This is a genomic window from Mycolicibacillus koreensis, assembly GCF_002104795.1.
In the GTDB taxonomy this organism is placed as follows: domain Bacteria; phylum Actinomycetota; class Actinomycetes; order Mycobacteriales; family Mycobacteriaceae; genus Mycobacterium; species Mycobacterium koreense.
In genome coordinates this window covers 35,561-59,170 of the sequence record NZ_NCXO01000026.1, presented here as the reverse complement: position 1 = coordinate 59,170, position 23,610 = coordinate 35,561, and the positions used below count along the sequence as shown (strand labels likewise).

Genomic DNA, 23,610 nt, shown 5'->3' with positions numbered 1-23,610 from the left:
GTAGCCGCCGGCGGCCAGCCCGGCTACGGCGGCTACGGCCAGCCCCCCGGCGGCCCGTCCTACCCCGACCACGGCGGCTACGGTCAGCCGGGTCAGCCGGGCCAGCCCGGACCGTCGGGTCAGCCCGGTCCCGGCTACCCCGGGTCCGCCCCCGGCGGCCCGTCCTACGGCCAACCCGACTACGGCCAGCCCGGGCAACCGGACTACTCCCAGCCGGACTACGGCCAGCCCGACTACGGCCAATTCGACCAGGGCGCACCCGCCGCCCCCGGCTACGACGCCCCGCCGGCTTCCGGCTATGACTACGGCGAACCCGGCGGCTACGGAGCCCCCGGCGGCTACGGCGGCGACTACGGTCAACCCGCCCAGCCCGGCTACGGCGAGTTCGGTCAGCCGGGCCATCCGGCCGCCTACGGCGGTGACTACGGTCAGCCCGGCCAGCCGGGCGGCTTCGGCGCCGGACCGACCGTCACCCTGCAGCTCGACGACGGCAGCGGCCGCACCTACCAGCTGCGGGAGGGCTCCAACGTCGTCGGCCGCGGCCAGGACGCGCAGTTCCGGCTGCCCGACACCGGGGTCTCGCGCCGACACATGGAAATCCGCTGGGACGGGCACGTCGCGCTGCTGTCGGACCTCGGCTCCACCAACGGCACCACGGTCAACAACGCCCCGGTGCAGGAGTGGCAGCTCGCCGACGGTGACGTGGTGCGCCTGGGCCACTCCGAGATCGTCGTCCGGATCCACTAGCGAGCGTCGCCGGGTGAAGTTGGCCTGACTGCGCCCGGCTCGATCACCGTCCAAGTATCGTGACCTTGCTGACGGGCGCCCTCCGGCGCTGTCGAGCCCCGGAAACGCTTGAGGACGTTGACCGACACCGACGAACGTGGATGGCCGGTGCGCACGGACGGAGAGGACGCCAGATGCAGGGACTGATGCTGCAACTGACGCGCGTCGGTTTCCTCGTGTTGCTGTGGGTGTTCATCTGGGCGGTGCTGCGCACCCTGCGCACCGACATCTACGCGCCCACCGGCGCGGTGATGATGCGCCGCGGTCTGGCCATCCGCGGCACCCTGCTGCCGGCCCGCCAACAGCGGCACATCGCGCGTCGGCTGGTGATCACCGAAGGCGCGCTCGCCGGAGCCCGCATCACGTTGAGCGGCCAACCCGTTTTGGTCGGTCGCGCCGACGACTCCACGGTGGTGCTCACCGACGACTATGCTTCGGCGAGGCACGCCCGGCTGTCCCAGCGCGGCTCCGAATGGTATGTCGAAGATCTAGGTTCGACCAACGGTACTTATCTTGATAAGGCGAAGGTGACCACCGCGGTAAGAGTTCCGATCGGAACGCCGATTCGAATCGGCAAGACGGTAATTGAGTTGCGCTCGTGACCCTCGTTCTGCGTTACGCCGCACGCAGCGATGTCGGCCTGGTGCGCTCCAACAACGAAGACTCGGTGTATGCCGGGGCACGGCTGCTGGCGCTGGCCGACGGGATGGGCGGTCACGCCGCCGGGGAGGTGGCCTCCCAGCTGGTGATCGCCGCGCTGGCCCCCCTCGACGACGACGAACCCGGCGGCGACCTGCTCAGCAAGCTCGACGACGCGGTGCGCCAGGGCAACACCGCGATCGCCGCCCACGTCGAGGCCGAACCCGACCTCGAGGGCATGGGCACCACACTGACCGCGATCCTGTTCGCCGGGGACCGCATCGGACTGGTGCACATCGGGGACTCCCGCGGCTACCTGCTGCGCGACGGCGAACTCGCCCAGATCACCAAGGACGACACGTTCGTGCAGACCCTCGTCGACGAGGGCCGCATCAGCGCCGAGGACGCCCACTCCCACCCGCAGCGGTCGCTGATCATGCGCGCGCTCACCGGCCAGGAGGTGGAGCCCACCCTGACCATGCGGGAAGCCCGCGTCGGCGACCGCTACCTGCTCTGCTCCGACGGGCTCTCCGATCCGGTGAGCACCGAGACCATCCTGGAGGCGCTGCAGATCCCCGACGTCACCGAATGCGCCGACCGGCTCATCGAGCTGGCGCTGCGCGGCGGCGGACCCGACAACGTCACCGTGGTGGTCGCCGACGTCGTCGACACCGACTACGGCCAGACCCGCCCGATACTGGCCGGGGCGGTCTCCGACGACGGGGACCGCCCGACCCGCCTGGACCTGTCCGCCGGGCGGGCCTCGGCGATCAACCCCCGCCCCCCGGTCGTCAAACGCAAGCTGCCCCAGGTCGAGGCGTTCACCGCCCGGCCGCGCTCCCGCTCCCGGCTGATCCTCGCCGGAATCCTGCTGGTGCTGGTCGTACTCGCCGGACTCGCCATCGGCAAAGCGATGGTCTACAGCAACTATTTCGTCGGCGTCCACGACGGCACCGTCGCGGTCATGCGCGGGGTGCAGGGCTCGTTTTTGGGTAAGCAACTGCAGAAGCCGTTCGAGCGGATCTGCGTCAGCCCCGACAACCGGCTCTCCCAGATCCGGTGGGACGAGCCCGTCACCTGCCGCGCCCTGGTCGTCGACGACCTGGTGCCCTCGGCACGCCAACAACTCCTCGACGGACTGCCCGCCGGCACCCGCGAGAACGCCACCGACCAGCTGGAGAAGCTGACCGGATCGGTGCTGCCGCTCTGCTCGACACTGCGGAAGGCTCAAACTCCCCCGCCGGTCCGCGAGACGTTCGAACCGATCACCCCCTCCCGCCCCACCCCGGGCACCTCGAGCACCACAGGCACCACCACGACCACGGCGTCGAACACCCTGAGCACCACCGCCCCCACCACCACCTTGACCACCACCTCGGCGAATCTGCCCCCGCCGCCACTGCAACCAGGAACCGACTGCCGGGACGCGGCATGACCACCCAGCCCCAGCCCGCGATCCCGGCGGCGCCGGCTCCCACGCTGTCGACGCGGCGCAACGCCGAGCTGGGCCTGCTGTGCTTCGCCGCAGCGCTGACCACGATCGCGCTGATCATCGTGGAAGCCGACCAGCACCGGGCGTTGGGCTGGAAGATCCTCGGCTACACGGTGGCGTTTTTGGCGCTGTTCGGCGTGGCCCACCTGGCCATCCGCCGCTACGCCGCCTACGCCGACCCGCTGCTGCTGCCGGTGGTGGCGCTGCTCAACGGGCTGGGGCTGGTCATGATCCACCGGCTGGATCTCGCCGAGCCGGCCGAACAGGCCCACTCCGGGGCCACCCAACAGGTGCTGTGGACCCTGGTCGGGGTGCTCGCGTTGGCCGCGGTGCTCGCCGCGCTCACCGATCACCGCGAGCTGGCCGGCAGCGGCTATCTGTGCGGGCTGGCCGGGCTGGTGCTGCTGGTGATCCCCGCACTGCTGCCCGCCCGGTTCTCCGAACAGGGCGGGGCGAAGATCTGGATGCGGTTCCCCGGCTTCTCCATCCAGCCGGCCGAGTTCTCCAAGATTCTGCTGCTGATCTTCTTCGCCGCGGTGCTGGTCGCCAAACGGGACCTGTTCACCAGCGCCGGCAAACACGTCCTCGGGGTGAACCTGCCCCGCCCGCGGGATCTGGCGCCGCTGCTGGTGGCCTGGGTGGTGTCGGTCGGGGTGATGGTCTTCGAGAAGGACCTGGGCACCTCGCTGCTGCTGTACGCGTCGTTTCTGGTGATGGTGTACATCGCCACCCACCGGATCAGCTGGGTGGCGCTGGGGCTGGCGCTGTTCGTCGCCGGCAGCACCGTCGCCTACTTCCTGTTCAGCCACGTGCGGGTGCGGGTGCAGGCCTGGCTGGACCCGTTCGCCGACCCCGAGGGCGGCGGCTACCAGATGGTGCAGTCGCTGTTCAGCTTCGCCACCGGCGGGGTCTTCGGCGCCGGGCTGGGCAACGGCCAACCCGACTACGTCCCGGCGGCCTCCACCGACTTCATCATCGCCGCGTTCGGCGAGGAGCTCGGCCTGGTCGGGCTGGCGGGGCTGCTGATGCTCTACACCATCGTGATCATGCGGGGGCTGCGCACCGCGCTGGCGGTGCGCGACAGCTTCGGCAAGCTGCTCGCCGCCGGGCTGGCCGCCACCTTGGCGATCCAGTTGTTCATCGTGGTCGGCGGGGTGACCAAGCTGATCCCGCTGACCGGGCTGACCACCCCGTGGCTCTCCTACGGCGGGTCGTCGCTGGTGGCCAACTACATCCTGCTGGCGCTGCTGGTGCGCATCTCCCACGCCGCGCGCCGGCCGCTGGTCACCGTCCCGGACCCGTCGTCGACGCCGATCGCCACCGCCGGCACCGAGGTGATCGAGCGCGTATGAACACCTCGTTGCGCCGCGTCGCGATGGCGGTCCTGGCTTTGGTGGTGGTGCTGCTGCTCAACGCCACCTTCACCCAGGTGTTCGCCGCCGACGGCCTGCGCGCCGACCCGCGCAACCAGCGGATCCTGCTCGACGAGTACTCCCGTCAGCGCGGCCAGATCACCGCCGACGGCCAGCTGCTGGCCTACTCCGAGGCCGTCGACGGCCGGTTCCGGTATCTGCGCACCTACCCCAACCCGCTGGTGAACGCGCCGATCACCGGGTTCTATTCGCTGCGCTACTCCTCGACCGGGTTGGAGCGCGCCGAGGACTCCATCCTCAACGGCTCCGACGAGCGGCTGTTCGGCCGCCGCCTCGCCGACTTCTTCACCGGACGCAACCCGCGCGGCGGCACCGTGGAGACCACGATCAAGCCCGCGGTGCAGCAGGCCGCCTGGGACGGGCTGCAACGCGGCTGCGAACCGGCCTGCAAGGGCGCGGTGGTCGCCCTCGAGCCGGCCACCGGCCGGGTGCTGGCGCTGGCGTCCGCCCCGTCGTATGACCCCAACCTGCTGTCCTCGCACGACACCGAGGCCCAGCTGCACGCCTGGCAGCAGCTGCGCGACGATCCGGACTCCCCGCTGAGCAACCGGGCGCTGGCCGAGACCTATCCGCCCGGCTCGACGTTCAAGGTGATCACCACCGCCGCGGCCCTGGCCGCCGGGGCCGAACTCGACGAGCAACTCGACGCCTCGGCCCGCCGCGAGCTGCCCGACAGCACCGCCACGGTGGAGAACTTCGGCGGCACCCCCTGCGGCGACGCGGCGACGGTGTCCCTCAAGGAGGCGTTCGCCCGGTCCTGCAACACCGCGTTCGTGCAGCTCGGCATCGACACCGGGGCGGCGGCGCTGCGCAGCGCGGCGCACTCGTTCGGGCTCGACGAGGCGCCACCGGCGATCCCGCTGCAGGTCGCCGAATCCACCGTCGGCCCGATCACCGACGCCACCGCGCTCGGCATCTCCAGCATCGGGCAGAAGGACGTCGCGCTGACCCCGCTGCAAAACGCGCTGATCGCCGCGACGGTGGCCAATCAGGGGCTGATGATGCGCCCCTACCTGGTGAACCACCTGCAGGGTCCGGATCTGGCCGACATCGCCACGACCACCCCGCAAACACAGCGCCGTGCGGTCTCCCCGGAGGTCGCCGCTAAGCTAACGGAACTGATGATCGCCGCCGAGGCACGGACACAACAGGAAGGAGCCATTCCCGGCGTGCAGATCGCGTCAAAGACCGGGACCGCCGAACACGGCACCGACCCCCGAAGCACCCCGCCGCACGCGTGGTACATCGCGTTCGCACCGGCGCAGAACCCGACGGTGGCGGTGGCGGTGCTGGTGGAGAACGGCGGCGACCGGCTCGCGGCGACGGGCGGGGCGGTGGCCGCGCCGATCGGACGGGCCGTGATCGAGGCAGCGCTGCAGGGAGGATCATGAGCCCGAAAGTAGGCGCCACGCTGTCCGGCCGCTATCGGCTGCAGCGGCTCATCGCCACCGGTGGCATGGGCCAGGTGTGGGAGGCCGTCGACAACCGGCTGGGCCGTCGTGTCGCGATCAAGGTGCTCAAGGCCGAGTTCTCCTCCGACCCGGAGTTCATCGAACGGTTCCGCAACGAGGCGCGCACCACCGCGATGCTCAACCACCCGGGGATCGCCAGCGTGCACGACTACGGCGAAACCGAGATGGGCGACGAGGGCCGCACCGCCTACCTGGTGATGGAGCTGGTCAACGGCGAGCCGCTGAGCTCGGTGCTCAAACGCACCGGCCGGCTCTCGCTGCGCCACGCCCTGGACATGCTGGAGCAGACCGGCCGGGCGCTGCAGGTGGCCCACACCGCCGGGCTGGTGCACCGCGACGTCAAACCCGGCAACATCATGATCACCCCCACCGGGCAGGTGAAGATCACCGACTTCGGCATCGCCAAAGCCGTCGATGCGGCCCCGGTCACCCAGACCGGGATGGTGATGGGCACCGCCCAGTACATCGCCCCCGAACAGGCCCTCGGCCACGACGCCACCGCCGCCAGCGACGTCTACTCGCTCGGGGTGGTCGGCTACGAGGTGGTGTCGGGCAAACGGCCGTTCACCGGGGACGGCGCGCTGACGGTGGCGATGAAGCACATCAAGGAGCCGCCGCCGCCGCTGCCGGCGGACCTGCCGGCCAACGTGCGTGAGCTCATCGAGATCACGCTGGTGAAAAACCCGGGGATGCGCTACCCCAGCGGTGGCCCGTTCGCCGACGCGGTCGCCGCGGTGCGCTCCGGGCACCGCCCACCGCGGCCCAGCCAGCTGCCGTCGGCCGGGCGGGCCGCCCCGACCGCGATCTCGGCGACCGGCAAGACCCGCGCCGCACCCAGCGTGCAGCGCGCCGCCCCCGCGCGCGCCGCCCGCGCCCGCACCGCCGGCAGCCACCGCCCGCCGCCGCCGCCGCGGCGCACCTTCTCCTCGGGCCAACGCGCCCTGCTGTGGGCCGCCGGGGTGCTGGTGGCGCTGGCGATCGTCTCCGCGGTGCTCATCGTGCTCAACGCCCACGACTCCACGCCGTCGTCGCCGCCGACCGTCACCGACACCCCCGGCACACCGACCTCCGAGCAGCAGGAGCCCCCCGAGTCCCCCGCCCCGGAGGGCTCCGAACCCGCCACACCGCAAGCGCAAGCGCCGAACCGGGTTGTCGTAGTGACGCCCCAGCACCAAGTCGGGATACCACGATGACAACCCCACCGCATCTCTCCGACCGTTACGAACTCGGTGACATCCTCGGCTTCGGCGGCATGTCGGAAGTTCACCTCGCCCGCGACCAGCGGCTGCACCGCGACGTCGCGATCAAGGTGCTGCGCGCCGACCTCGCCCGCGACCCCAGCTTCTATCTGCGGTTCCGCCGGGAGGCGCAGAACGCCGCGGCGCTGAACCACCCGGCGATCGTCGCGGTCTACGACACCGGTGAGGCCGAGACGGAGTCCGGTCCGCTGCCCTACATCGTCATGGAGTACGTCGACGGGGTCACGTTGCGCGACATGGTGCACAACGACGGCCCGTTGGCCGAGCAGCGCGCGATCGAGATCATCGCCGACGCCTGCCAGGCGCTGAACTTCTCCCACCAGCACGGCATCATCCACCGCGACGTCAAACCGGCCAACATCATGATCAGCAAGACCAACGCGGTCAAGGTGATGGACTTCGGGATCGCCCGTGCACTGGCCGACAGCGGCAACATGACCCAGACCGCCGCGGTCATCGGCACCGCCCAGTACCTCTCCCCGGAGCAGGCCCGCGGGGAGCCGGTCGACGCCCGCTCCGACGTGTACTCGCTGGGCTGCGTGCTCTACGAGATCCTCACCGGCGAGCCGCCGTTCGTCGGGGACTCCCCGGTCGCGGTGGCCTACCAGCATGTGCGCGAGGACCCGGTGGCGCCGTCGCAGCGCAAACCGGGACTGTCCCCGGGGCTGGACGCGGTCGTGCTCAAGGCGCTGGCGAAAAACCCCGACAACCGCTATCAGACGGCCGCGGAGATGCACGCCGACCTGATCCGGGTCTACAACGGCGACACCCCCGAGGCGCCGAAGGTGCTCACCGACGCCGACCGCACCGCGATGCTGCGCAGCGCCTCGGCCGCCGGGGCCGGCCCGCACACCGATCCGCTGCCGCGTCAGCCGCTGGATTTCAGCGGCGACCGCAACGCCAGTTCGGTGACCCGCTGGCTGGTCGCGGTGGCGGTGCTCGCCGTGCTCACCGTCGCGGTCACCGTGGTGATCAACATGTTCAGCGGCGGTGGGCGCGCCCACGAGCTGGCCGTCCCCGACGTGCAGGGCATGGTGTCCGCCGACGCGGTCGCCGAGCTGCAGAAGAAGGGCTTCGAGGTGCGCACCGAGCAGAAGGCCGACTCGGTGGTGCCGCCGGACCATGTGATCTCCACCGAACCGGCCGCCGAGAGCACCGCCCACAAGGGCGATGTGATCACCGTCAAGGTGTCCTACGGGCCCGAGCAGCGCCAGATCCCCGACGTGGCGTCGCTGAGCTACGACGCGGCGATCAAAAAGCTCGAGGACCGCGGGTTCAGCAAGTTCAAACGCAGCGAGTCACCGTCGACCCCCGAGCTCAAGGACCGGGTGGTCGGCACCAACCCGCCGGTGAACTCCACCTCGGCGATCACCAACGAGATCACCGTGATCATCGGCACCGGCCCGGAGACCAAGGACGTGCCCGCGGTCTCCGGTCAGACCGTCGAGGAGGCCGAGAAGACCCTGACGCTGTCCGGGTTCACCAAGGTCAACCCGGTCTCGGTGGACAGCACCGAACCGCGCGGCCAGGTCGTGGGCACCCGCCCGGCGGCGGGGGAGAACGTGCCGGTCGACACCGTCATCGAGCTGCAGGTCTCCAAGGGCAACCAGTTCGTGATGCCCGACGTCAAGGGGATGTTCTGGACCGACGCCGAGCCGCTGCTGCGGGCGCTGGGGTGGACCGGGGTGCTGGTGAAGGGCCCCGACGTCGACGCCGGCGGCGACAGCCGCAACCGGGTGATCTCGCAGAGCCCGTCGGCCGGTCAGGGGGTCAACACCGACGGCAACATCACGCTGACGTTCGGTCGCTGACGGTCGCGTCGGCCGGCTGCACCGGCCCCAGCGCCGCGGCCACCTGCGCCTCCAGGGTGGCCAGCAGGGCGGCGTCGGTGCCCTGACCGCACACCGCCAGCCAGTTGGCCAGCAGCCGGTGCCCGCCCTCGGTGAGGATCGATTCGGGGTGGAACTGCACGCCGTGGATCGGCAGCTCCCGGTGCGCGACCCCCATGATGACCCCGCCGTCGGTGCGGGCGGTGACCCGCAGCGCATCGGGCAGCGTGTCGGGAAGGACCGTCAACGAGTGGTACCGGGTGGCGGTGAACGGCTCCGGCAGCCCGCGCAGCACCCCGGTGTTGTCGTGGTGGACGCTGCTGGTCTTGCCGTGCAGCAGCTCCGGGGCGCGGTCCACGGTGGCGCCGTAGGCGACCCCGATGGCCTGGTGGCCCAGGCACACCCCCAGCAGGGGAGTGCCGGTCTCGGCGCAGGCCGCCACCAGCGGGATCGAGGCCCCGGCGCGCTGCGGGGTGCCCGGCCCGGGACTCAACAGCACCCCGTCGACGTCGGCGGCCACCGCCGCCGGGTCCGCCAGGTGCGGGTCGTCGTTGCGCCACACCGTCGCCGACACCCCCAGCTGGCCCAGGTACTGCACCAGGTTGAACACGAAGCTGTCGTAGTTGTCGACGACCAGAACCCGCATCGTGTCAGGTTACCGCCCGTCGCGGCGGCCCCCCGGGTGCGCGGTCAGTACCCGACCGGCCCGCTGGGCTGGGCGTAGCGCAGCCGCAGCGGCTGGGTGTGCCCGGCGACCTCGACCTCGGAGCGCACCTCCTCGCTGTAGCCGAGGCCGAAACGGACCACATACTGCCGGTACAGGATCACCCGCGGCGACACGGCGAGGGCGGCGCGCATCGCCTCGGCGTCGCCGATCGCGGTCACCGTGTAGGGCGGGCTGTAGGTGCGGCCGTTGAGCAGCAGCGTGTTGCCCACGCACCGCACCGCCGAGGTGGCGATGATCCGCTGGTCTTGGACCTGGATGGCGTCGGCGCCGGCACTCCACAACGCATTGAGCACGCCCTGGATGTCCTGCTGGTGGACCACCAGGTCGTCGGGGGCGGCGTCGCGGGGGAAGCGGCCGTCGGCGTCGCGTTGGGCGTCGGTGAGGGTGACCACCAGCCCGGGCCCGCGCAGCGGGTCCAGCCCGGCCTGCGCGGACAGGGTGGCGGCGCGGGTGAGCATCGCCGTCAGGGCGGCGTCGGCCGACGCGCCGTGCACCGAGTCGATCTGGTCGGTCAGGGTGTCGCGGCGGGCGGCCAAGTCGTCGACGTGCTGCTCGGCGGCGTGCACCATGTCGACCAGGCGCGGCGCGTCGCTGCCGCGGATCTCCCCGCCCCCGGACACCCCGTGGGTGGTGGCCAGCAGCAGCCCGGCGGCCAGGCAGACCGCCGGCACCCCCGCCGACCACAGCGGGTGGCGGCGCTCGGCGTCGCTCGCGACCACCGGCTCGCTCGAGACCATCGGCTCTCCATTCTTCTCCACCGACCCGCTGCGTTAGGCTCGTACCCGACGAATGTTCGCCGGGGGCTCACCCCGACCGCGCAGTATCTTCAGTATCTGAGGTATCGATGCCCAAGTCCAAAGTCCGTAAGAAAAACGACTTCGCCGCCAGCGCGGTGAGCCGCACCCCGGTCAAGGTGAAGGCCGGGCCGTCCAGTGTGTGGTTCGTGGCGCTGTTCGTGGGGCTGATGCTGTTCGGGCTGGTCTGGCTGATGGTCTACCAGCTGGCCGCCACCGGCTACGACGTGCCCCCGGCGCTGGTGTGGATGGCCGATCTCGGCCCCTGGAACTACGCGATCGCGTTCGCGTTCATGATCAGCGGTCTGCTGTTGACGATGCGGTGGCGGTGACCCGGATCGTCGGGTGCTGTTATCGCGTCGTTACCCCGCCGATCACCGTTTCGTGACCCAATCACATCCATGTCATTTATCCCCACTGTGGATAACGCCTGTGGATAACGTGTCGTGGGGGTGGGGATGAGCGCCGCGGTCAGGCAGTGGTCGCCGCCGCCGGCCGGCATCGCCGGGGCCGGGTTGGCGGGGATGATCCTGCTGGTGGTGGGCCTGGCGGTGGTCACCGATCCGCCGGGCCGGATCCTGGTCACGCTGGCCGGGGCGGGGCTGGCGGTGTTCGCCGCGGTGTCCTGGCGCGCGCGGCCCCGCCTCGCCGTCGACGACGGCGCGCTGGTGGTGCGCGGCTGGCTGCGGGTGCACCGGGTGCCGCGCACCGAGATCACGCTGATCCGGGTCACCGAGTTCGCCCGGATCGGGCGCACCACCCGGCTGCTGGAGATCGAGGCGACACAGGACCGGCTGTGGGTGTTGTCGCGCTGGGATCTGGGCACCGACCCGGTGGCGGTGCTCGATGCGCTCACCGACGCCGGCTACGCCGGCGCCGGTTCCTGACAGCGCGGTCTAGTCGATGCGGTCTAGTCGATCGTGATCGACTCGATGACCACCGCATCGGTCGGGCGGTCATTGCCGTCGGTGACGGTGTTGGCGATGGTGTCGACCACCTGGCGGGAGGCGGGGTCGACGACCTCACCGAAAATGGTGTGCCGGCGGGTCAGGTGCGGGGTCGGCCCGACCGTGATGAAGAACTGCGAGCCGTTGGTGCCGGGGCCGGCGTTGGCCATGGCCAGCAGGTAGGGCTTGTCGAACGCCAGCTCGGGGTGGAATTCGTCGGCGAACTGGTAGCCCGGCCCGCCGCGGCCGGTGCCGCTGGGGTCGCCGCCCTGGATCATGAACCCGGCGATCACCCGGTGGAAGATCGCGCCGTTGTAGAACGGGCCGTCCGATCCGCCGGAGGCGTTGGTGGTGCGGTACTCCTTGGTCCCCTGCGCGAGGCCGACGAAGTTCTCGACGGTCTTGGGGGCGTGGTTGCCGAAGAGCGCGATCGTGATGTCACCGCGGTTGGTGTGCAGGGTCGCGCTGCCGGTCTGAATAGGGCTGTTGGTCACGACTGAACAGTCTGCCCGATGCCGAGACCCGCGGGCACCCCCGGGGTCCCCGTTGGGGGCGGGCGCCACACCGACCCGGCCACAACTGCCCGCACGGCGACAGCGGAGATGGCAGGCTAGGGACGTATTGCTGTCCGCCCGGCGAGAGGTGAGAGATGAGCAGGAAATCCGCGACGGCACTGCGGGACGCCCCCGCCGATGCCGAGGGCCTCACCCCGCGCCAGCGGTTGACCCGCGGGCTCGCCTACACCGCGCTCGGCCCGGTCGATGTGACCCGCGGGGTGGTGGGCCTCGGGCTGCACACCGCCCGTGCCGGCGCGACCGGGTTGCGCCGCCGCTACCAGGAGGGTCGGCTGGCCCGGGAGGTCAGTGCCGCCGGCGACACCCTCGCCGATGAGTTCGCCGCCGCCCAGCAGGTCGTCGCCGGCCTGCCGCAGGCGCTCCGCGATGCCCGCCGCGAACAGCGCCGCAGCCGGCGGCCGTGGCTGATCGCCGGGGCGGCCACCGCGGCGGTGGCCGGCGGGATCGCCGGTGTGGTGCTGATCCGCCGCTCGGCGGGCGCCGCCGAGGAGTCCTCGCCGCGCCCGCCGAGTGTGGACGTGCAGCCGCGGCCGTAGCGGAAACTACGCCTTAGCGGCCGGAAACCGCCGGGGTTCTGCTGAGATCGACGTCCCAGTGGACATACGGGCCCCAAATCTGGGGGAGTGTGTCCGCTCCGCTGTCGATCTCAGTCACGCATCCGGTCCCCGCCGCCCCGATCGCCCGCCCGCCGGGAAACCCCTGGGGCTGCCGGGTCAGCAGTGACCAGTGTTTTGGTGGAGACTAGGGGAATCGAACCCCTGACCTGAAGCTTGCAAAGCTACCGCTCTACCAACTGAGCTAAGTCCCCGTGACGATCTAGCCGTGCCGGTCGGCGAGGGTGTGCCACACGGCGGCCTGCCGACGCTCGCGCACCGCGAGGGCAGCGGCCACGCTCAGCGCGGCCACCACCACGATCACCCGTCGCATGCCGTCCCTTTCTCACCCCTGTGGTGGGCCTAGGAGGACTCGAACCTCCGACCTCTTCGTTATCAGCGAAGCGCTCTAACCGCCTGAGCTATAGGCCCGGGAAACCGATCTGATCGAGCGCCGAGATTACCGCACCGGGGCACCGGCCCCCAAACGCGCGGTGCTCCCGGTGGTCAATCCCGGTCGGCGAGGGTGACCTCCACCCCGCCGACCAGGTCGGCGGTGAGGTTGTAGACGAAGGCGCCGAGGGCCGCCATCGCGGTCAGCAACACGATGTTGACCAGCCCGATCAGCGTGGCCCCGCCGAAGATCGTGCCGGCGGAGATGATGTCGCCGCCGCCGCCGACATTGGTCTGGTGCAGCAGGTCACCGACGTTGCTGTTGAGTTTGCTCCACACCCCCATCGCGCCGAGGATCAGGTAGAGGAACGCCACCGCGATCATCCACACGAAAAACAGCGCCACCGACAGGATCAGCGAGGCTTTCAACGTGGTCCACGGGTCGACCCGGCGCAGCTGCATGCTGGCCCGCAGGGGACCGTTGTGCCGGCTGACCTGGACCGCACGGGTGGTGCGGGCGGGGCGCGCGGTGCCGGTGGTGCTCGGCGCCGCCGCCGTGCCCTCGGCGGTCCGGCCCGTCGGCTTGTGTGCGCCGGTGCGGCCCGCCCCGGACAGGTCCGGCAGTTCGCTGGCGTAGGACTCCGCGGCCACCGGGGTGGGCTCGACGCGGGTCACCTCGGTGGGTTTGGCCGGCGGGGGGGCGGCCGGGGCGGCCGGTTTCGGCGCCGCGGCGTGCGCGCCGGGAGCCGGGCGCGGCTTGGTGACCCCGCGCTGCCAGGGCGGGGGCACCTCACCGGAGGGCGCCGACCGGGTCGGCGCCGCGGGCGGCCCGTCGGGGGACGGGGAGGCCGCGGTGTCGGCGGCCGGCCCGGGCTGCTCCGGCTGTTTAGGCGTTGTCACCGGGGGGCTCCTTAGGCTTCGGTGTCGGTGTCATCGTCGACGATGTCGGCGTTGCGAGCGATCGCTAACAGTGTGTCGCCCTCACCCAAGTTCATCAACCGCACACCCTTGGTTTGGCGGCCGGCCTTGCGGACCTGTTTGGCGCGGGTGCGGATCACCCCGCCACCGGAGGTGATGGCGTAGACCTCGCTGTCGTCGTCGACGATGAGGGCACCGACGAGGCGGCCGCGACGCTTGTCGTACATGATCGTCAGGATGCCCTTGCCGCCGCGGCCCTGGGGGCTGTATTCCTCGATCGCGGTGCGTTTGGCGTAACCGCCGGAGGTGGCCACCAGCAGGTAGGTGTCCTGGCGCACCACGTTGAGCGAGAGCAGCTTGTCGTCCTCGTTGAACCGCATGCCCTGCACACCGGAGGTGGCCCGGCCCATCGGCCGCAGTGCCTCGTCGGTGGCCGAGAACCGGATCGACTGACCGTTGGCCGACACCAACAGCAGGTCGTCGTCGGCGGAGCAGAGCACCGCGCCGACCAGTTCGTCGCCGTCACGCAGGTTGATCGCCACGATGCCGCCGGAGCGGTTGGAGTCGAAGTCGGTGAGCTTGGACTTCTTGACCAGGCCGTTGCGGGTTGCCAACACCAGGTAGGGGGCGTCCTCGTAGCCCTTGATCTGGATGACCTGGGCGATGCGCTCCTCGGGCTGGAAGGCCAGCAGGTTGGCCACGTGCTGGCCGCGGGCGGTGCGGGAGGCCTCCGGCAGGTCGTAGGCCTTGGCGCGGTACACCCGGCCCTGGGTGGTGAAGAACAGGATCCAGTCGTGGGTGGAGCAGACGAAGAAGTGTTTGACGATGTCGTCCTGTTTGAGACCCGCGCCCTGCACCCCCTTGCCGCCGCGTTTCTGGCTGCGGTACAGGTCGGTGCGGGTGCGTTTGGCGTATCCGGTCTCGGTGATGGTGACCACCACGTCCTCGCGGGCGATGAGGTCCTCGTCGCTGACGTCGCCGTCGGCGGGGATGATCCGCGAGCGCCGTTCGTCGCCGTGGCGCTCGACGATGTCGCGCAGCTCGTCGCGCACGATGGTGCGCTGGCGCTCCGGTTTGGCCAGGATGTCCTCGAGGTCGGCGATCTCGGCCTCGATCTTGGCCAGATCGTCGACGATCTTCTGCCGCTCCAGCGCGGCCAGGCGCCGCAGCTGCATGTCGAGGATGGCCTGGGCCTGGATCTCGTCGATGTCGAGCAGCTCGATCAGGCCGGTGCGGGCGTCGTCGACGGTCTGCGACGACCGGATCAACGCGATCACCTCGTCGAGGGCGTCGAGGGCCTTGACCAGCCCGCGCAGGATGTGGGCCCGCTCGTTGGCTTTGCGCAGCCGGTAGCGGGTGCGGCGCACGATCACGTCGAGTTGGTGCTCGACGTAGAGCCGGATCATCTGGTCCAGGCGCAGGGTGCGCGGCACGCCGTCGACGATCGACAGCATGTTGGCCCCGAAACTGGTCTGCAGTTGGGTGTGCTTGTAGAGGTTGTTGAGCACCACCTTGGCGACCGCGTCACGTTTGATGTCGATGACGATGCGCAGGCCGACCCGCTCGCTGCTCTGGTCCTCGATGTGGGAGATGCCGGAGAGTTTGCCGTCGCGGACCTGCTCGGCGATCGAGGTGATGAAGTTGTCGTGGTTGACCTGATAGGGCAGCTCGGTGATCACCAGCGAGCTGCGCCCCTTGGCGTCCTCTTCGATCTCGACGACGCCACGCATCCGGATCGAGCCGCGCCCGGTGGTGTAGGCGTCGTGGATGCCCTGGGATCCGACGATCAGCCCGGCGGTGGGGAAGTCGGGGCCTTTGACCCGCTCCATCACCGCGGCCAGGGTGGTCTCCTCGTCGGCGTCGTGGTTGTCCAGCGCCCAGTACACCGCCTCGGCGAGTTCGTTGAGGTTGTGCGGGGGGATGTTGGTGGCCATACCGACGGCGATGCCGCCGGAGCCGTTGGCCAACAGGTTGGGGAACCGGCTGGGCAACACCGTGGGCTCTTGGACCCGGCCGTCGTAGTTGGGGATGAAATCGACGGTCTCCTCGTCGATTTCGCGCAGCATCTCCATCGCCAGCGGCGTCAGGCGTGCCTCGGTGTACCGCATGGCCGCAGCCGGGTCGTTACCCGGCGACCCGAAGTTGCCCTGACCGTCGACCAGCGGGTAGCGCATCGACCAGGACTGCGCCATGCGCACCAAGGTGTCGTAGATCGACGAGTCGCCGTGCGGGTGGTAGTTGCCCATGGTCTCGGCGACCGACCGCGCCGATTTGGCGTGGCCGCGGTCGGGACGGAACCCCGAGTCGTACATGGCGTAGAGCACGCGGCGGTGCACCGGTTTGAGGCCGTCGCGCACCTCGGGCAGGGCACGTCCGACGATGACGCTCATCGCGTAGTCGATGTAGCTGCGCTGCATCTCCTGCTGGATGTCGACCGGTTCGATGCGGTCGGCCGGGTCGTCGGGCGGCAAGGTGGTGTCGGTCATAAGGTCCCCGTTCCTCGGTCAGAAAGTCTCAGAAAGCTGATGCGTCTCGATGCAGAAGTGGCGGACGGTCAGACATCCAGGAAGCGAACGTCTTTGGCGTTGCGGGTGATGAAACTGCGCCGCGCCTCGACGTCCTCGCCCATGAGGATCGAGAACAGCTCGTCGGCCGCGGCGGCGTCGTCGAGGGTGACCTGGCGCAGCACCCGCACGGTCGGGTCCATGGTGGTCTCCCAGAGTTCCTTGGCGTCCATCTCCCCGAGACCCTTGTACCGCTGGATGCCGTCGTCTTTGTTGATCTTCTTGCCGGCTTCGAGGCCCGCCGCGAGCAGACCGTCGCGTTCCCGGTCGGAGTAGGCGAACTCCGGGTCCACGCCGCGCTGCCATTTCAGCTTGTACAGCGGGGGCTGGGCCAAAAAGACGTGGCCGTTCTCGATCAGCGGTCGCATGAACCGGAACAGCAGCGTCAACAGCAGGGTGGCGATGTGCTGGCCGTCGACGTCGGCGTCGGCCATCAGCACGATCTTGTGGTACCGCAGCTTGGCGATGTCGAACTCGTCGTGGATGCCGGTGCCCAGCGCGGTGATGATGGCCTGGACCTCGGTGTTCTTCAGCACCCGGTCGATGCGTGCCTTCTCGACGTTGATGATCTTGCCGCGCAGCGGCAGGATCGCCTGGAACATCGAGTCACGCCCGCTCTTGGCGGAGCCGCCGGCCGAATCACCTTCCACCACATACAGTTCGGACTTGGTGGGGTCCTGTGAGCGGCAGTCGGCCAGCTTGCCCGGCAATCCACCGAGATCGGTTGCACTCTTGCGGCGCACCAGATCCCGTGCCTTTCGGGCGGCCAGGCGGGCCTGCGACGAGGCGACCGCCTTGTTGACCACGGACTTGGCCTCCGACGGGTTCGATTCGAACCAGTGGGTGAGCTGTTCGTTGCAGACCTTCTGCACGAACGACTTCACCTCGGTGTTGCCCAGTTTGGTCTTGGTCTGGCCTTCGAACTGCGGTTCGCTGACCTTGACCGAGATCACCGCGGCGAGCCCCTCACGGATGTCATCGCCGGTGAGGTTGCTGTCTTTCTCCTTGAGCAGCTTGCGGTCTCGCGCATACCGGTTGACCACCGACGTCAGCGCCGAGCGGAATCCCTCTTCGTGGGTGCCGCCTTCGGCGGTGTTGATCGTGTTGGCGAACGTGTGCACCGATTCGGAGTAGCCGTCGTTCCACTGCATGGCGATCTCGGCCTCGTGGCCCTCACCCTTGCCGGAGAAGTCGACCACGCTGTTGTGGATCGGCTTCTTGGTGCGGTTGATGTGTTTGACGTAGTCGACGAGCCCGCCGGGGTAGTGGAACTTGCGGTGTTTGACCTTCTGCGGCCCCTCGGCCTCGGCGGCCTGCTCGCCGGCGGTCTTGGGTGCCTCGGCGACATCGCTGACGACCTCGTCGACGACCTCCTCCTTGCGGACGCGCCGGTCGGTGAGGGTGATGATCAGGCCCTTGTTGAGGAACGCCATCTCCTGCAGCCGGCGCGAGACGGTCTCGAAGTCGTACTCGGTGGTCTCGAAGACGTCCGGGTCGGCCCAGAACCGGACGGTCGTTCCGGTCTTTTGGGTTTTGCCGCCCTCTTTCAGCGTGCCCGGAACGGAGTGGTCGTAGGTCTGGAACCATTCGCTGCCGTTGCGCGAGATCTCGACCTCCAGGCGGGTGGACAGCGCGTTGACCACCGACACCCCGACCCCGTGCAGCCCGCCGGAGACGGCGTAGGCATCGGAGTCGAACTTGCCGCCAGCGTGCAGCTGGGTCATCACCACGTCCACGGTGGGAACCCCGGAGGCGTGCATGGCCACCGGGATGCCGCGGCCGTCGTCGCGGACCTGCACCCCGCCGTCCTCGAGCAACTCCACCTCGATGGTGCTGGCGTAGCCGGCCATCGCCTCGTCGACGGCGTTGTCGACGACCTCCCAGACCAGGTGGTGCAGCCCGCGCTCGCCGGTGGAGCCGATGTACATGCCGGGGCGCTTGCGGACGGCCTCCAGGCCTTCCAGGATGGTGATGGACTGGGCGCCGTACTCGTCTTTTTTCTTCTTCTGCGCAGCCACGGTCGGACAGGTCTCCTCGGGGGTCACGGGCGGACGGAACGGTCACCGCCGCTAGGCGTGCGTTCAGTCTACCGTGATCGACCGACAGCACCGGTTTTCTGGGCGTGTTTCCACCTATCTATTTGACCCGTGCGGACGATATTTTTGTTTCGGGTATGTCCTTCCGGTGGCGCGACGTCTCCACGGGCTCCTCGGGGCGTTGAGACCAGTGTTCTCGTCATCCGGTCTCAGCCGTAGGTGTCGCGGGGTCCGCGGCCGCGGATATGGCGCGGTCCCTTGCGCCAGGACGGGGCGACCGGCCCGGAGATCTTGACCGCGGTGACCACTCCGTCGCCGACGGCCGCGGCGATCTTGGCGAGCAGCTGGGCCTGCATCATCCGCAGTTGGGTGGCCCAGGCGGTCGATTCCGCGGCGATGGCCAGCACCCCGTCGCGCAGCGCGGTGGGGTGGGCGTGCTGGGCGATGTCGTCACCGACCAGTGCCGCCCAGCGGGCGAAGACCGATCCCTCGGCGACCCGTGCGGTCCAGCCGCGCCGCTGCGCCAAATCGGCCGCGGCGTCATCGAGGGGCTGCGGGTCCCGGTGATCGGGGCCGGGCCCCGACCAGCGCCGCCGGCGGCCGGTCACCCGCCCGGGCAGCGGGGCGCGCTGTTGACGGCCGATGTCCTTGCCCTGGCTGCGGGCCGCCTCGCGGGCCTCGGCCAGGGTGCGGCGCACCAGATCCATGCCGGGCAGCCCGGCAAGGTGCTCGGGGGGCCGGGATCCGTCGCGGGGTTCCTCGCGGGGTTCGTCGCTCACGCGGCCACCACCGAGACCGGCCCCTCGGGGCCGTCGACGAGGGTGATCCCGAACTGGCGGGCCCGCAGCGGCTCGGGAATGTCCTCGGCGACCGCGGCGGTGATCAGGACCTGCTCGACGTCCCCGGCGACGTCGGCGAGGGCGCCGCGGCGCGCGGTGTCGAGCTCGGCGAACACGTCGTCGAGCAACAACACCGGGTCGCTGCCCTCGGTGCGCAGCAACTCGAACCCGGCCAGCCGCAACGACAACGCCATCGACCAGGATTCGCCGTGGCTGGCGAAACCCTTGGCCGGGTGATCGCCCAGGCGTAATTCCAGGTCGTCACGGTGTGGGCCGACCAGGCAGACCCCGCGGTCGAGCTCGGCGCTGCGCCGCGACGCGAGTCCGTCGAGCAGCGCGTCGCGCAACGCGTCCTGACGTGCGGTGGGGTCGGCGGGCAGCGCGGCGGTGTCGACCTCGACGCTGCCGCGGTAGGCGATGGCCGCCGGGCGCGACGACGGTGCCAGTAGGTGATAGGCCTTGGCGACCTGCGGGGTGAGGTCGTCGATGAGCCCGATGCGTGCGGCCATCAGTGCCGCCCCGTGTTCGGCGAGGTGGCCGTCCCACACCTCCAGGGTGTCGAGCACCCCGGCGTCGGCGCGGTGGCGCGCGCCGGCCGCGGTTTTCAGCAGCGCGGTGCGCTGGCGCAGCACCCGCTCGTAGTCGGCGCGCACCGCGGCCAGCCGGGGGCGGCGCTGAGCGGCGAGGTCATCGAGGAACCGGCGCCGATCGCCGGGATCGCCGCGCACCAGCGCCAGGTCCTCGGGGGCGAACAGCACCGACCGCAGGACCCCGAGGATCTCCCTCGGGCTGCGCACCGGGGAGCGGTTCAGCCGCGCCTTGTTGGCCCGCCCTGCGGCGATCTCGAGGTCGACGGCGAGCTCACGGCCGTCGTTGACCACGATGGTCGAGATCACCGCACGCTCGGCACCCGCCCGGATCAGCGGCGCATCCGTGGCGACGCGGTGAGACCCTAACGTGGATGAATACCACAGCGCCTCAAGGAGATTGGTCTTACCGAAGCCGTTCTTGCCGACGAAGACGGTGCAACCGGGTTCCAAGTCGATGTCGACGGTGTCCCACGAGCGGTAGTCGTGTAACCCGAGCTGGCGAACGTACATCGGCGCTCCAGGCGTCCTCAGCCGGGCAGCCGCACCGGCATCAGCAGATAGACGTAGTCGGTCTCGGCGGTCGGGAACGGCCCCGAACCCTCGGGCGCGGTGTCCTCGGCGGCCGCGGGCCGCAGCACCGCGGGTTTGTTGGAAGTGGTGAATCCCATCCAAACCCGATCGGAGTGCAGCGAACTCAACCCGTCGCTGAGGTAGGTCGGGTTGAACGCGATCGTCAACGGTTCACCGACGAAGTCGACGGCGAGATGTTCCTCGGCACGCCCGACGTCGTCGGCACCGGCCGACAACTGCAGGGTCCCTTCGGAGAACTCGATGCGCACCTGCGCGCCCCGGTCGGCGACCAGCGCGACACGCTTGATGGCATCGGTGAGTTCGGCGACGTCGACCACGGCGACCGCGGCGTGCTCGGCCGGCAGCAACTGGCGGAATTTCGGGAACTCCGCGTCGAGCAGCCGGGTCGTGCTTTGCTTGCCGTCGCCGCTGATGCCGAGCAGGCCCTCGGTGCCGACGTCGGTTCCACCGCCGAGGGCCAGGTGCACGTCAGCGCCGTGCGTGCCGGACTTCGCCGCCTCCGACAGGGTCTTGGCCGGCACCAGCACCGCGGCCTGGATGTCACTGGATCCGGCCGACCACGTCACCTGGCGCACAGCGAGGCGGAACCGGTCGGTGGCCGCCAAAACGACAGTCTCGCCGGAGATTTCCATCCGGATGCCGGTGAGCATCGGCAGCGTGTCGTCCTTGCCGGCGGCGACGGCGACCTGCCCGATGGCCTCGCCGAACACGTCGGCCGGCAACGTCCCGGTCTCCGCCGGCAGGTTCGGCAGCGTGGGATAGTCCTCGACGGCCATGGTGGGCAGCGAAAACTTGGCGTTGCCGCAGGTCAACGCCACCCGGGTGCCGTCGACAGCAACGTCGACGGGTTTGGCCGGCATGGCTCGGGTGATGTCGGACAGCAGCCGACCGGACACCAAAACGCTTCCGGTACCGGCGATTTCGGCGGGAAGCCGCACCACCGCGGAGACCTCGTAGTCGAATCCGGAGATCGTCAGACCGTCCTCGGTGCCGGTGAGCAGCACCCCGGCCAGCACCGGGTTCGGCGGTCGCGACGGGAGGTTCTTGGCCACCCAGGCCACCGCGTCGGCGAAGTCGTCGCGAACAACACGGAACTTCAGATCACCGAGATCAACGTTCGTTGCCCCGTCCATAGCGTCCCTTCATCACCCCTCATGACAAGCTCCCGACCGGCGGCCACCTCGGTGACGAACACCAGCGGGCGTGCGACGCCACGACGACCGTAACGGCCTCGCGTGACAACCGTAGAGCTTTCCGGGAGTTCTGGAAAGTTGGTCACCGGCGCTGCGAAGCGCCGACGGACCGGGCAACGGGCCGGTGTGGATGAGACCGTCCCCAGGTGCTGTTTTCTGTTGAAGGAATCAAGAGATAATTCAGTATCAGTAATAGGTCCTGTGGAAGCTGGGTATAACCGCCCATCGCCGCTGGTCGACGCGGGTACCACGGTGGGGACAACCCGGTGGACCGATCAGCGCACGGCTGTGGAGGGCTGGGGACCGTCGGTGGTTGGGGACAACGGTCCCACGTCGGTCCGAAGGTTTGGCGGTTTCATCCCCAGGTTGTCCACAACGCCGGCTGGGACAGGTGTTGCCCAAGTTGTTTCGCTGGGCCGGCCGGAAACTACTGGCGGGAGCGCTGACGGATGCGGGTGGTGAGTTCTTTGACGTGTTCGAAGACCTCACGACGCTCCGCCATCTCGGCGAGGATCTTGCGCTGGGCGTACATCACCGTGGTGTGGTCACGGTCGAAGGACTGACCGATCTTCGGCAGCGACAGGTCGGTGAGCTCCCGACACAGATACATCGCGATCTGGCGGGGTTGGGCCAGTGCCCGGGACTTACCGGGCCCGCGCAACTCCTCGACGGTGGTCTCGAAGTACTCCGCGGTGGCGGCCATGATCGTCGCCGAGCTGATCTGCATCGAGCTGGGATGGGTGATCAGGTCCTGCAGGACGATCTCGGCCAGCGCGGTGTCGATGGGGCTTTTGTTCAGCGACGCGAACGCGGTGACCCGGATCAGCGCGCCCTCCAACTCGCGGATGTTGCGTTCGATGCTGCTGGCGATCAACTCGAGTACGTCGCTGGGAACATCGAGACGGTCGGTCTGGGCCTTCTTGCTCAAGATCGCGATCCGGGTCTCCAGCTCCGGGGGCTGCACATCGGTGATCAGGCCCCATTCGAAGCGGGTTCGCAGCCTTTCCTCCAGTGTCGCAAGCTGTTTGGGAGGACGGTCGGAGGAGATGACGATCTGTTTGTTGGCGTTGTGCAACGTGTTGAAGGTGTGGAAGAACTCTTCCTGGATACCTTCCTTGCCCTCGATGAACTGGATGTCGTCGACGAGCAGCACGTCGATGTCGCGGTAGCTGCGCTTGAACGCCACCCGGCGGTCGTCGCGCAGCGAGTTGATGAAGTCGTTGGTGAACTCTTCGGTGGAGACGTATTTGACCCGCATGCCCGGGAACAGCCGCTGGGCGTAGTTGCCGATGGCGTGCAGCAGGTGGGTCTTGCCCAGACCGGACTCGCCCCAGATGAACAGCGGGTTGTAGGCGCGCGCCGGGGCTTCGGAGACCGCCAGCGCCGCCGCGTGGGCGAACCGGTTGGACGACCCGATCACGAACGTCTCGAACGTGTAGCGCCGGTTGAGGCTGGTCTCGTCGGTCTGGGTGGAGTCGGTGCCGATGGGGCGCTCGGCGAAATACGACGGCCAGTTCTCGCCGCTGACCAGGGTCTCCTGGTCGTCGTCGGCGGGATCCTCGGGCTGCTCGGTGGTCGGCGGAGCGATGCGCACCCCCAACTCGATGGGCTGGCCGAGCCGGTTGCTCAAGGCGTCGGTGATGCGGCTGCGCAGGTGGCGTTCGATCTCGTTCTGGACGTAACTGCTTGGCACCGACAGCAGCGCGAAGCCTTCGGCGATCGTCAACGGTTCGACGAGATTGAGCCAGGCCTTCTGCTGCGGGCTCAACGGGGGAGGGTCACCGGGGTTGGGTGGGCGGCCGGTCTCGCCGTTGAGTTCGGCGACGACCTCACGCCAGACCACGGCGAATGTCCGGCCCGGATCCTCGGTCAACGAAGCAGCCCCCTCCTATGAGGTGATGTCGCGGGCGTCGTCGAACGGCGCCCGCTCTCCACAGAGG

20 protein-coding genes and 2 tRNA genes are annotated in these 23,610 nt (G+C 69.6%); 10 read left to right on the top strand and 12 right to left on the bottom strand.

Features of this window, described 5'->3' with window-relative positions; all coding sequences use genetic code 11:
• From B8W67_RS12375 to pknB, 7 genes are all read left to right on the top strand, one after another.
• A partial coding sequence (locus B8W67_RS12375; protein ID WP_133056100.1) for an FHA domain-containing protein occupies window positions 1-747 on the top strand: 747 nt, incomplete at its 5' end.
• A 173-nt stretch (window positions 748-920) separates the two neighbouring features.
• Complete coding sequence (locus tag B8W67_RS12370) at window positions 921-1,388, top strand: FHA domain-containing protein FhaB/FipA (RefSeq protein WP_085304230.1); 468 nt, start codon at window positions 921-923, stop codon at window positions 1,386-1,388.
• Window positions 1,385-2,860 carry a PP2C family protein-serine/threonine phosphatase gene (locus B8W67_RS12365; RefSeq protein WP_085304228.1) on the top strand — a complete coding sequence of 492 codons (1,476 nt, stop codon included), beginning with the start codon at window positions 1,385-1,387 and terminating at the stop codon, window positions 2,858-2,860. Before B8W67_RS12370 ends, B8W67_RS12365 begins: the two co-directional genes overlap by 4 nt.
• Window positions 2,857-4,269, top strand: coding sequence for a peptidoglycan glycosyltransferase RodA (locus tag B8W67_RS12360; RefSeq protein ID WP_085304226.1), 1,413 nt, complete (start codon window positions 2,857-2,859; stop codon window positions 4,267-4,269). The genes B8W67_RS12365 and B8W67_RS12360 overlap by 4 nt, the downstream gene beginning before the upstream one ends.
• Window positions 4,266-5,741: a D,D-transpeptidase PbpA gene (pbpA, locus tag B8W67_RS12355; RefSeq protein ID WP_085304224.1), complete on the top strand. Its 1,476-nt coding sequence runs from the start codon at window positions 4,266-4,268 to the stop codon at window positions 5,739-5,741. Before B8W67_RS12360 ends, pbpA begins: the two co-directional genes overlap by 4 nt.
• A complete protein-coding gene (locus B8W67_RS12350) occupies window positions 5,738-7,015 on the top strand; it encodes a serine/threonine-protein kinase (RefSeq protein WP_085304222.1) in 1,278 nt (425 codons plus the stop codon). The genes pbpA and B8W67_RS12350 overlap by 4 nt, the downstream gene beginning before the upstream one ends.
• Window positions 7,012-8,892, top strand: coding sequence for a Stk1 family PASTA domain-containing Ser/Thr kinase (pknB, locus tag B8W67_RS12345; protein WP_085304220.1), 1,881 nt, complete (start codon window positions 7,012-7,014; stop codon window positions 8,890-8,892). Before B8W67_RS12350 ends, pknB begins: the two co-directional genes overlap by 4 nt.
• Here the strand turns inward: pknB and B8W67_RS12340 are convergent.
• Entirely contained in the window at window positions 8,870-9,556 is a 687-nt protein-coding gene (locus tag B8W67_RS12340; protein ID WP_085304218.1) for an aminodeoxychorismate/anthranilate synthase component II, read from the bottom strand. The two genes, pknB and B8W67_RS12340, sit on opposite strands and share 23 nt — an antisense overlap.
• A gap of 44 nt (window positions 9,557-9,600) precedes the next feature.
• Window positions 9,601-10,374, bottom strand: coding sequence for a DUF881 domain-containing protein (locus tag B8W67_RS12335; protein WP_085304216.1), 774 nt, complete (start codon window positions 10,372-10,374; stop codon window positions 9,601-9,603).
• Between the two features lie 107 nt (window positions 10,375-10,481).
• Between B8W67_RS12335 and crgA the strand changes: the two genes are divergently transcribed.
• Window positions 10,482-10,763, top strand: coding sequence for a cell division protein CrgA (gene crgA, locus B8W67_RS12330; protein ID WP_069391646.1), 282 nt, complete (start codon window positions 10,482-10,484; stop codon window positions 10,761-10,763).
• 126 nt (window positions 10,764-10,889) lie between these two features.
• The gene (locus B8W67_RS12325) at window positions 10,890-11,318 is read left to right on the top strand and encodes a PH domain-containing protein (RefSeq protein ID WP_085304214.1); all 429 of its coding nucleotides are present in this window, start codon (window positions 10,890-10,892) and stop codon (window positions 11,316-11,318) included.
• A gap of 23 nt (window positions 11,319-11,341) precedes the next feature.
• Here the strand turns inward: B8W67_RS12325 and B8W67_RS12320 are convergent, their stop codons facing one another.
• A complete protein-coding gene (locus B8W67_RS12320; protein WP_085304212.1) occupies window positions 11,342-11,872 on the bottom strand; it encodes a peptidylprolyl isomerase in 531 nt (176 codons plus the stop codon).
• Between the two features lie 155 nt (window positions 11,873-12,027).
• Between B8W67_RS12320 and cwsA the strand changes: the two genes are divergently transcribed.
• The gene (gene cwsA / locus B8W67_RS12315) at window positions 12,028-12,489 is read left to right on the top strand and encodes a cell wall synthesis protein CwsA (RefSeq protein WP_085304210.1); all 462 of its coding nucleotides are present in this window, start codon (window positions 12,028-12,030) and stop codon (window positions 12,487-12,489) included.
• A 196-nt stretch (window positions 12,490-12,685) separates the two neighbouring features.
• Here cwsA and B8W67_RS12310 read toward each other — a convergent pair.
• The 9 genes from B8W67_RS12310 to dnaA all read right to left on the bottom strand — a co-directional run bounded on the left by B8W67_RS12310 (window position 12,686) and on the right by dnaA (window position 23,543).
• Window positions 12,686-12,761 (bottom strand) — tRNA-Ala (locus tag B8W67_RS12310).
• Between the two features lie 140 nt (window positions 12,762-12,901).
• A tRNA-Ile gene (locus B8W67_RS12305) sits at window positions 12,902-12,978 on the bottom strand.
• 75 nt (window positions 12,979-13,053) lie between these two features.
• On the bottom strand, window positions 13,054-13,839 hold the full coding sequence (locus tag B8W67_RS12300; protein ID WP_085304209.1) for a DUF3566 domain-containing protein: 786 nt from the start codon (window positions 13,837-13,839) through the stop codon (window positions 13,054-13,056).
• A gap of 11 nt (window positions 13,840-13,850) precedes the next feature.
• A complete protein-coding gene (gyrA, locus tag B8W67_RS12295; RefSeq protein WP_085304208.1) occupies window positions 13,851-16,343 on the bottom strand; it encodes a DNA gyrase subunit A in 2,493 nt (830 codons plus the stop codon).
• Between the two features lie 68 nt (window positions 16,344-16,411).
• Window positions 16,412-18,439 carry a DNA topoisomerase (ATP-hydrolyzing) subunit B gene (gyrB, locus tag B8W67_RS12290; protein WP_085304244.1) on the bottom strand — a complete coding sequence of 676 codons (2,028 nt, stop codon included), beginning with the start codon at window positions 18,437-18,439 and terminating at the stop codon, window positions 16,412-16,414.
• 227 nt (window positions 18,440-18,666) lie between these two features.
• The gene (locus B8W67_RS12285) at window positions 18,667-19,164 is read right to left on the bottom strand and encodes a DUF721 family protein (protein ID WP_234806743.1); all 498 of its coding nucleotides are present in this window, start codon (window positions 19,162-19,164) and stop codon (window positions 18,667-18,669) included.
• A 68-nt stretch (window positions 19,165-19,232) separates the two neighbouring features.
• Window positions 19,233-20,396, bottom strand: coding sequence for a DNA replication/repair protein RecF (recF, locus tag B8W67_RS12280; RefSeq protein WP_085304206.1), 1,164 nt, complete (start codon window positions 20,394-20,396; stop codon window positions 19,233-19,235).
• 17 nt (window positions 20,397-20,413) lie between these two features.
• Complete coding sequence (dnaN, locus tag B8W67_RS12275) at window positions 20,414-21,610, bottom strand: DNA polymerase III subunit beta (RefSeq protein WP_069391638.1); 1,197 nt, start codon at window positions 21,608-21,610, stop codon at window positions 20,414-20,416.
• Window positions 21,611-22,097: 487 nt separating this feature from the next.
• Window positions 22,098-23,543, bottom strand: a complete 1,446-nt coding sequence (gene dnaA, locus B8W67_RS12270) for a chromosomal replication initiator protein DnaA (protein ID WP_085304205.1) — start codon at window positions 23,541-23,543, stop codon at window positions 22,098-22,100.
• Window positions 23,544-23,610 lie beyond the last annotated feature (67 nt).